Here is an 8,805-nt window from a genome sequence, read left to right on the forward strand (position 1 = left end):
TTTGCTTACGTTGACAGTCTAACTTCTCAGCTACATTGATCTCGTAAAGGACTCCTTCTAACGCCAAATAAGCCTTTCAGCCCGCAATACGCGCATGCCATCTTTGGTCTTTGTTCAACTGGCACTTAGCTGTGGCCATTAAGAGATCGATCATGGATGGGCATTTGGCTTACCATGTTAGATTCAATCGCCCCTGTAGCGTAGTTGACCTCAATCCAAGCGTTTTGCATGACGATTGTCCCTCTTGGGTCTAATCATTTTCAGATCTATGCCCCGACTTCCGAAGTGTTTTTTACTGCGCCTTCGAGTACTCCAGCTGCCAATATCACCGCTCCAGTAGCAATTTGCGCCACGAACGGAGACGTCCCAATTAGATTGAGACCGGTCAGAAGTGTTTGTAGAAAGGCGACACCGAAGATGGTGCCAAAAATCCGCAAGTAGCCCCCAGACAAGAGTGTGCCACCGATTACCGCCGCAGCAATTGCCTGCATTTCCATACCAACGCCTTCGCTTGGCAGGCCGGTTCCAGCTCGCAAAAGCAAAACCAACCCAGCACACCCGGCAAAAAACCCAGCAAGAATGTATGATTTCCAGACTACATGCTCACACCTTATGCCCACGAGCTGTGCAGCTTCTCTCCTTTCGCCAGTCATGACAAATTTCTTCCCCAAGACTGACCGTTTGGCTATCCACAGCGCCAATACACAGAGACCGCAAACAAACCATGTTGCGGGTGGCAATCCAAATACGTTGCTATAGGCAGCCCAAGTCGCAAATCCGCGATCCGCAAGAGGTACGACTTGCCCACTTCCGGTTACAAGAAATGCAACTCCTCTGAGACCAATCAAAACTCCTAAGGTCGCAACGACAGGCTGTATGCCGAGCATTCCCACAAGACACCCTGTTAACATGCCGCACACGATGCCGACGAAAGGGGCGACCAAGTAAGCCGTGCTACCCCACGAATTTACTGCGATTGCGCAGACCGCGCTCGCCAAAGCTACAACGACACCTAAGGTCAAATCAAAGTTGCGCGTACTTAGAACGAAGCTTTGGCCAATCGCGACAAGCACCAAGATCGACATTTGGGTCACGATATTCAGTAAGTTTCCAGTGGTCAGAAAGTTTGGTGCAAGGTAGCCAAAAATGACTCCTAACCCTACCAAACCGGCGCCTGGAACCATCAGCGCCCGCAACTCTGCTTTATTGGCTGGACTGATGTGCATGACTCACCTTTTTGGTACTAAAAAAACCAACTCCCCAAAGGTTTGAGTTTTTGGTTTGTGCCAACACGCTTCCAATTATGATTGTCCCGAGCATCAATTGCTGTACAGGCGATGGAAGGTTCAGCAACACGGCGGCATTATTTATCATTGCGATGATCGCTACGCCAAATAACACATGGCAAGCATGACCTTTTCCACCATTCAACTGCATGCCTCCAATCGCGCAGGCGGCAATAGTTTCGTATGCGAGGTTTGGAACGAGGTTTGGTTGCCCTGATGCCACCTTACTGGTCAGTATCAATGCGGCTAATGCCGTAAACCCACCAGCTATAGTGAAGCCCCACAGCATAACTCGGCGCACAGGTGTCCCAGCAGCGATGGCTGCAGTGCGGTTGGAACCGACCAAATGCATCAGCCGACCAAACGTGGAGTGTTTCAATAGCACATGTACAAGGAGTAGACTAAGGATCGCCAACAATACCGGCGCTGGAAGGCCAAGGACTTCTCCACGTGCCAACCACAAAAATTCCTTGGTAGGCACCGCTTCCATTGGCAGTCCACCTGCTATTGCTGAGGTTAGACCAGTTAAAAAAATCATCATCCCGAGAGTCGCGATTAATGACGTTAAATTAAAGTACGCAACCCAAACTCCGTTGATAAACGCAATCCCAATTACGACCAGAGCCCCAACTGCGAATCCAGCAGGGACCCCCAGCTCGGGAACAGTAAGCACGATCACAACACTTGCGAGCGCTGCACTAGCGCCAATTGAGAACTCCAGTCCGCCTAGCACCAAAATTAGAAGCTGCCCACAAGCAGCAATTGCTAATACGGAAGCGTTCTTGGCAATGTTCTCCAAATTGCCTACTGCTGCGAACCTTGGCACCCATAGCGAAAATACTACAAGTAATACTAATGCGACGTAGCCTGCTGGTAACAGCCGTAGCCGCCCTTGTTTAGATCTACGAATTTCTCTGTGCTCCGTCATGCGACCGCCCTTTCTGATTGGGAAAACAGCGCATCAATGAAGCATTGTCGTGTTGCGCCTTCTGTCAGCTGCGCGCACACACAGTGATCCTTAATTACATAAGTTCGGTGCGATAGTGACAACACTTCATCTAGATCGGTAGAGGCAATGATGACTGTCGCCCCAGATTGCGCTGCCTCAACAATCGTATCGTGAATAAATTGCCGGGCTCTGACGTCTACGCCGCGCGTTGGCTCAAGAAGCACCAGGACACTAAGGTGCGGTAACGCAACATTTCGCGCCACGATAATTTTTTGCTGGTTTCCCCCGCTGAATTGCGTTGCTGGCAACTCAAAATCGAACGGCAACAACTTTAATTTTTCCATCCAGGGTTCAAACGTTTCTATTTCAAGATTTTTTTTCAGAAACCCGAAACGATCTAATTGCTTCGTGAGTGATGCAGAGGCGTTTGTCAGCGCAGGTAGAATGGGAAAAAGACCGTGCGTTTGCCGGTCTCCAGGCACATACCCAACCCCCTTTTTGGTTGCTTCCGCGCGATCGCCTGGCATAAGCAAGACGTCGTTAATTGTAATTCGACCGTCACTAATTTGTCTTGCTCCAGCCAATGCTTCGGCAATACTGAGTGCACCAGATCCGACTAGACCGGCCAACCCTACAATTTCTCCCTTTTTGGCATGCAAAGTCGAAACATTGCTGTTTCGACTTACTTTCAAGCCCTCTGCCCGAAGTACAATTTCGTTACTGTGGACTGGGAGTTGTCGCTTAAATGACGTTACTGGTGCATTCAGCATTGCTTCCAGCAACTCAGATTCATTCGTGTCAGAATATTGGACGCAGTCGACGACGGTTCGTCCATCACACAACACCGAAACATCGTCCGCGATTTCGGCAACTTCATCCATTTTGTGGCTAACAAATAGCACAGCTGTGCCTTGAGCGCACAAATCTCGGACTATGGAAAATAATTTGTCAGTTTCGGTACTGGTCAGAGCAGAGGTCGGTTCGTCCAAAATCAGCAGCTTGCAATTCTGTCCAACTGCTCGCGCGATTTCAACAAGTTGTCGTTCTCCGATCGAAAGTGAACCTACCAATGTGTCCAATGGTACAGACAAGCCCACAGACAGAAGCGAAGCCTTCGCTTGTTCTACTTCGATTAAGCATCTGCGTACGTTTTGCATTTCGCGCTCTGCCAGTGCAAAAGCAGACAGATTCTCGTGCACTGAGAGATTAGGAAATAGGGACAGATGCTGGTAAACAGGTACCACCCCACAAGCCATTGCTTCCTGAACGTTTTTCGCCTGAAAGGCTTCGCCTTCAAAAGTTATTCGGCCCGATGTTTGTTTTACCGCAGCAACGAGTGTTTTTAATAGAGTCGACTTACCAGCACCATTTTCTCCCAACAAAACATGGACGCGGCCCGGGTGAACTTTCAAATTTGCGTCGATCAGAGCGTTGGTAGCTCCGTATCTTTTTGCGATACTTTCCGCCTTTAACAGAGGCTTTGTATTTATTTTTTTCACTTGCCCCTCCCTTCTTCTTTATCCTGAGTTCTGGAGGCAGGTTTCCCACCCGCCTCCAAATCTCACTCAGTCCGCCTTGGTTACAGCCATCAAATCGATTTCAATTAAGAAGCCGGGCTGGGATAGCCGAGTTACACCAATCAATGTGCTTGGTGGTCGGCCATCCCCGTATTGAGGAAGATCATCCTCATAGAAGATCTTGAAAAACTCATCGATGTCCCTAACGAACATTCGCCGAAACACCACGTCGTCCCATGTGGCTCCAGCTGCTTTCAGTTGGATATCCAGCATCTTCATCACTTGAATATACTGACCGCGATAGTCGCCGGGCGCGACGCATTCATAGTTTTCGTCTGAAGGTGTCTGGCCGGCTATGAAAACCAGCTTCATATCGCCCTGAACAGTAACCACCCTTTTAAATGCTGGATGGTCGTATAGTTCCGGTGGGTGGATTTCTTCTCTTTGCACTTTTTTCTCCTTTTTGCATTTATGCAATCGTTTGCATTTGAGGCCGCAAATTAGCGCCCTCGGTGGTCAATTCGCATCTTTTCAACGATGTGCTGCCTGCTAAGCGGTGCCGGCGGATATATCATTTCACGATTAATCATAATTTTGCGTAACTTAGCTTCAGCCCCATAATATTTTAGTTCACGTTCAAACCCTTCAGTGTACACGGCTCCAAACGTCCCCAAATCCAAGCACGTCGTATAATCAGCTTGCCTGTAGACTGTAAAATCCACGCCAGGAATGAGATCTGCAGCAGCGTTACGGCCAACATATTTTCCCATAGTCCGGGAATTTTGGCACGACATAAGAGCAACGTTCCCATCGTCGACGAATGCATGCGCAACATCACCAGACGCAAAGATCTCCGGTGCCCCCTCCACTCTCAGAACTTCATCGACGTGCAATCGGCCTAAGTCATCCCGTTTTCCGGAAATCTGTTTGGTAAGATCACTGGCCTTCATTCCAACGGTAATAATTACGGTCGCTGTTTCGACAGACTTGTTGTTCGAAAAAGACGCTGATGAGGGAGTAATATCTGTAACTTCAGTTTCTAGCCAAACTTCTACGCCCGTGTGCGCCAGTGCTTTTTCGATAACTGGTCGAGGAGAATCCCCAAATAGCGGGCCGATTTCGGAGGCTTTTTCCACAAGAATCACGCGCGCTCTAGCAGCAATTTCTTCGCCATGGTGCTGCGCGATACGTGTCCGCATTTCAGTTGCTATTTCAATGCCAGTCATTCCTGCCCCAACCACAACAAATGTTTGGTTCACGGCCTCGGACATTCTTCCCTTCAAGGCGATTAAGTGTTGGTCTAGCTTTTTTGCGCCATCATACGAATCCACATTGAATGCATGTTCCGCCGTTCCAGGAATCGGTAGATTAACTAACGAACTACCAGTTGCAAGAATCAACCGCCGGTAACCAATTTGAGTTGACTCTCCGTCAACCACAACTGTTACCACCTGTGTCTTTTCATCTATTGACGTGACTTCACCCTTCATGAACTCTACACCCACTGGATCTACCAAAGGCTGAATTTCCACACGCAAGGAATCCGGATTACATTCATACAACCGTGGCCGATGAGAAAGGTACTCGTCTCTAGATACCAGAAGGATCGAAAGATCCACGCCTGCTTCCGATGCCACATCTGCCGCGTTTATCGCGCCCCAAAGGCCAGAATATCCTCCGCCAAGTGCTAAAACATCTACTTGCTTCATACTTCTCCCTCTCAAGATCGCAACTTCAAACCTAGGCCTGCCCGGTTCGGCGCATATTTACCTGCTCCTCAAACCAAGCTTCTGTTTTCAAGCCAAACTCTACTGGTGCTTTTGCATTCACTCTGCCTTTGATGTCCTCAAGCGACGTGCGTGCAAGCTCTTGTTTCATTTTCTGCTCTGCCGACTTCATGACAGCATGGACTGCACAAATTCCTCGCCCCGCCCAGTCTGGCACCTGACCGCGATACAAAACGCAACTCCTTCGGATTTCCCGGCATTGGAAAGCTGGCTTGTACCCGTCAAGCGCCTCCACAATGTCCAGCACTGAAATTTCTGCCGCAGGTTTGGCTAACCTGTATCCACCGGCGATGCCGTCCGTCGACTCAACCAGGCCCGATCTTCGTAGCTTAGTAAAAACTTTTGCTACGTAACTGGGCGACACCCCTTGAAACTCTGCCAACTCTCTACTGCTTGGGTGAATTTCTCCGACTTCAACCAAGTGCAGCAAACAGTGAATCCCATATTCGACATTTGCGCCGAAATAGCTCATTTAAAACTCCGACTCGTTTTATCCGAGTTTAAGTGCAGTGAGGAACTTGTGTCAATGCTGCATCTAGTTTTCAGGCTGTGAGATTTTCGGTTATGTTATATTGTCATTATAAATTAATAGCATGGGCGTCTTCCACAAGATGTGGACGGAGTGATTCCTTGAAGGTTCCACCCAACATCAAGTTGCAAAGGGCTTCGGCAATTACGGGCGCAAATTTGAAACCGTGGCCATTGCATGCAGATACGAAAAAGAGATTTTTTGCGTTTTTTGCCTCGCCTAAAAAAAAGTTCCCGTTGCGTGTCATAGTTGCAGTGCTATGTCCGAATGAAAGAGGGCATCCTTTCGCAGCCGGGACAACAGAGTAAAGAAACTGTTTTAGTTCTGTACGCTCGTCTTGTGTCAACTCATAGCCAACTTCCGCAACGTTCGAATTCCATGTTGTTGAGCCGTGCAGCCCAATTTTCAGTCCAGATCCATGGAAGTCTGGTATAAGATATGCAGCCTTATCACTAATCCGCCATACCGATGGTAACTGCAAGATTTCATGTGAAACTTCAGTAGACTTACTGTGAAGTATTACAAACGTTTCTCGTCGCAGCCCAATGTCCGCGCGCGAAATCATATTCGCAACTTTTGGTCCGATGCAGATGCAAATATTTTTGCAATAGACAGCTCCTTCTGGGGTACTAACTTTAAAACCAACGCCTACTTTTTTTTGCCACGAACACAATGCACTTTGAAAGCGAAACTCAACTCCAAGGGCTTCAGATTCGTTGCGCACTTTTTCCATAAGCTTGGGTGCATGAACGAGACCACCCATTTCGTGGTACAAAAGTTCCAATTGGCGACATTGGTCCTGGAAAATCTGGCCCTGTGTGGAGGACTTAAAGGCTATCCCAAGTTTGCTGGCAGCTTTTTTCGACTCTTGAATAAAAGGGTTTCCTGTTTCAGCGATATCCAATACGCCGGGAAGCGCTACACATTGATCATACCTTTCAGCCAACTCATGCCAGGCGTGTTGAACGTCGGTCATCAAGTTTGCAAATTTAGGTTGGTCGTAGACGAACCTAAGCAACCGCGTCGTGCCAGCATTAGAGGTATTGATCGCGTTTCTATCGTGCTCTTCAAGAACGAGAACATTTTGCCCTTTGCGGCCTAGCTCCCACGCTAGGAACGTGCCATAAACGCCAGAACCGACCACCAGAGAGTCGTATATTTTCATTTCAGGTGAACCCTCTTTTCGTGAATTCATCAGCCGCCAGACGAACTAGGCCACGGGAGCTTAATTGGGAGTTCCGGAGTAGTTTCTCCAATCTTCGCGTCGCCGTTTACCAGCCTAATGTCACCAGTTTGTCCAGCGACTGCTTTGCATCGCCATAGAACATGCGGGTGTTTTCTTTGAAGAACAGTGGATTTTCGATGCCCGAGTAACCCGTGCCCTGACCACGCTTGGACACGAACACCTGTTTCGCCTTCCAGCATTCCAGAACCGGCATACCGGCGATAGGGCTGTTGGGATCTTCCTGTGCCGCAGGGTTCACGATGTCGTTCGAGCCGATGACGATGGCCACATCCGTTTCCGGGAAGTCGTCGTTGATCTCGTCCATTTCCAAAACGATGTCATACGGCACCTTCGCCTCGGCCAGCAGAACGTTCATGTGGCCCGGCAAACGACCCGCAACAGGGTGGATCGCAAAGCGCACCTCTTTGCCTTTGGCGCGCAGCTTGCGGACCAATTCAGACACGGACTGCTGCGCCTGCGCCACGGCCATGCCGTAGCCGGGGATTATGATGATGCTGTCGGCGTCGTTCAGAGCAGCAGCAACACCATCGGCTTCGATGGCAATCTGCTCACCCTCAACGGCCATCTGCTCGCCCTGCGGGCCGCCAAAGCCACCCAGGATCACACTGACAAAGTGTCGGTTCATCGCCTTACACATGATGTAGGATAGGATTGCACCCGACGAGCCTACCAGCGCTCCGACCACGATCAGCAGGTCGTTGCCCAGCGAGAAGCCGATCGCCGCAGCAGCCCAGCCTGAATACGAGTTCAGCATCGACACAACCACCGGCATGTCGGCACCGCCGATGCCCATGATCAGGTGATAGCCGATGAACAGCGCCGCCAGCGTCATCAGGAACAGCGGGAGGAAGCCGCCCGATGCTGTGTACCAGATCAGGCAGATCAACGAGAGACCCGCCGCAGCTGCGTTCAGTGCATGACCGCCTGGCAGTTTGGTCGCTGCCGAGGTCACCTTGCCCGCCAGCTTGCCATAGGCCACAACCGAACCGGTAAAGGTGATCGCACCGATAAAGACGCCCAGGAACAGTTCCACATGCAGGATCGACAGTTCCGCCGGGGTCTTTTTGGCGATCAGCTGGGCGAACCCTCCGAGCCCTGTGTAAAGAACCTCTTTCGAAGCATCCTCAACGGCCATCACTTCAGCGACGTTCAAAACTTCGAAATGGGCGTTGTAACCAACAAACACAGCCGCCAGGCCGACCAGCGAGTGCATCGCGGCAACAAGCTGAGGCATCTCGGTCATCTGGACGCGCTGCGCCACGTATTGACCGATCAGGCCACCACCCGCGATCAGCAGCAGCGACAGCAGCCACAGACCCGAACCGGGGCCAACCAGCGTGGCAAAAACCGCCAGCGCCATACCGACGATGCCATACCAAACCGCGCGCTTGGCGCTTTCCTGGTTCGACAGACCGCCGAGCGAAAGGATGAAAAGGACAGCCGCAACAACGTAGGCGGCAGTAGTGAAGCCATAATCCATGTGCCCGGCCT

At 50.3% G+C, this 8,805-nt stretch carries 8 protein-coding genes; all 8 read right to left on the bottom strand.

The window, feature by feature from the left end:
- Positions 1–266: 266 nt before the first annotated feature.
- Positions 267–1,226, bottom strand: coding sequence for an ABC transporter permease (locus tag GOX21_RS17120; RefSeq protein WP_170378835.1), 960 nt, complete (start codon positions 1,224–1,226; stop codon positions 267–269).
- Positions 1,204–2,214: an ABC transporter permease gene (locus tag GOX21_RS17125; protein WP_170378837.1), complete on the bottom strand. Its 1,011-nt coding sequence runs from the start codon at positions 2,212–2,214 to the stop codon at positions 1,204–1,206. Before GOX21_RS17125 ends, GOX21_RS17120 begins: the two co-directional genes overlap by 23 nt.
- Positions 2,211–3,734 (bottom strand): sugar ABC transporter ATP-binding protein, encoded by a 1,524-nt coding sequence (locus tag GOX21_RS17130; RefSeq protein WP_170378839.1) that lies wholly within the window; start codon positions 3,732–3,734, stop codon positions 2,211–2,213. The genes GOX21_RS17125 and GOX21_RS17130 overlap by 4 nt, the downstream gene beginning before the upstream one ends.
- Before the next feature lie 66 nt (positions 3,735–3,800).
- Positions 3,801–4,202, bottom strand: a complete 402-nt coding sequence (locus GOX21_RS17135) for a RidA family protein (RefSeq protein ID WP_170378841.1) — start codon at positions 4,200–4,202, stop codon at positions 3,801–3,803.
- 50 nt (positions 4,203–4,252) lie between these two features.
- Positions 4,253–5,461, bottom strand: a complete 1,209-nt coding sequence (locus GOX21_RS17140) for an NAD(P)/FAD-dependent oxidoreductase (RefSeq protein WP_170378843.1) — start codon at positions 5,459–5,461, stop codon at positions 4,253–4,255.
- 31 nt (positions 5,462–5,492) lie between these two features.
- On the bottom strand, positions 5,493–6,011 hold the full coding sequence (locus tag GOX21_RS17145; RefSeq protein WP_170378845.1) for an RrF2 family transcriptional regulator: 519 nt from the start codon (positions 6,009–6,011) through the stop codon (positions 5,493–5,495).
- Between the two features lie 106 nt (positions 6,012–6,117).
- Complete coding sequence (locus GOX21_RS17150) at positions 6,118–7,233, bottom strand: NAD(P)/FAD-dependent oxidoreductase (RefSeq protein WP_170378847.1); 1,116 nt, start codon at positions 7,231–7,233, stop codon at positions 6,118–6,120.
- A gap of 106 nt (positions 7,234–7,339) precedes the next feature.
- On the bottom strand, positions 7,340–8,794 hold the full coding sequence (locus GOX21_RS17155) for an NAD(P)(+) transhydrogenase (Re/Si-specific) subunit beta (RefSeq protein ID WP_170378849.1): 1,455 nt from the start codon (positions 8,792–8,794) through the stop codon (positions 7,340–7,342).
- Positions 8,795–8,805: the final 11 nt, after the last annotated feature.

The sequence above is a fragment of the Ruegeria atlantica genome, assembly GCF_013032005.1.
Taxonomy (GTDB): Bacteria; Pseudomonadota; Alphaproteobacteria; order Rhodobacterales; family Rhodobacteraceae; genus Ruegeria; species Ruegeria atlantica_A.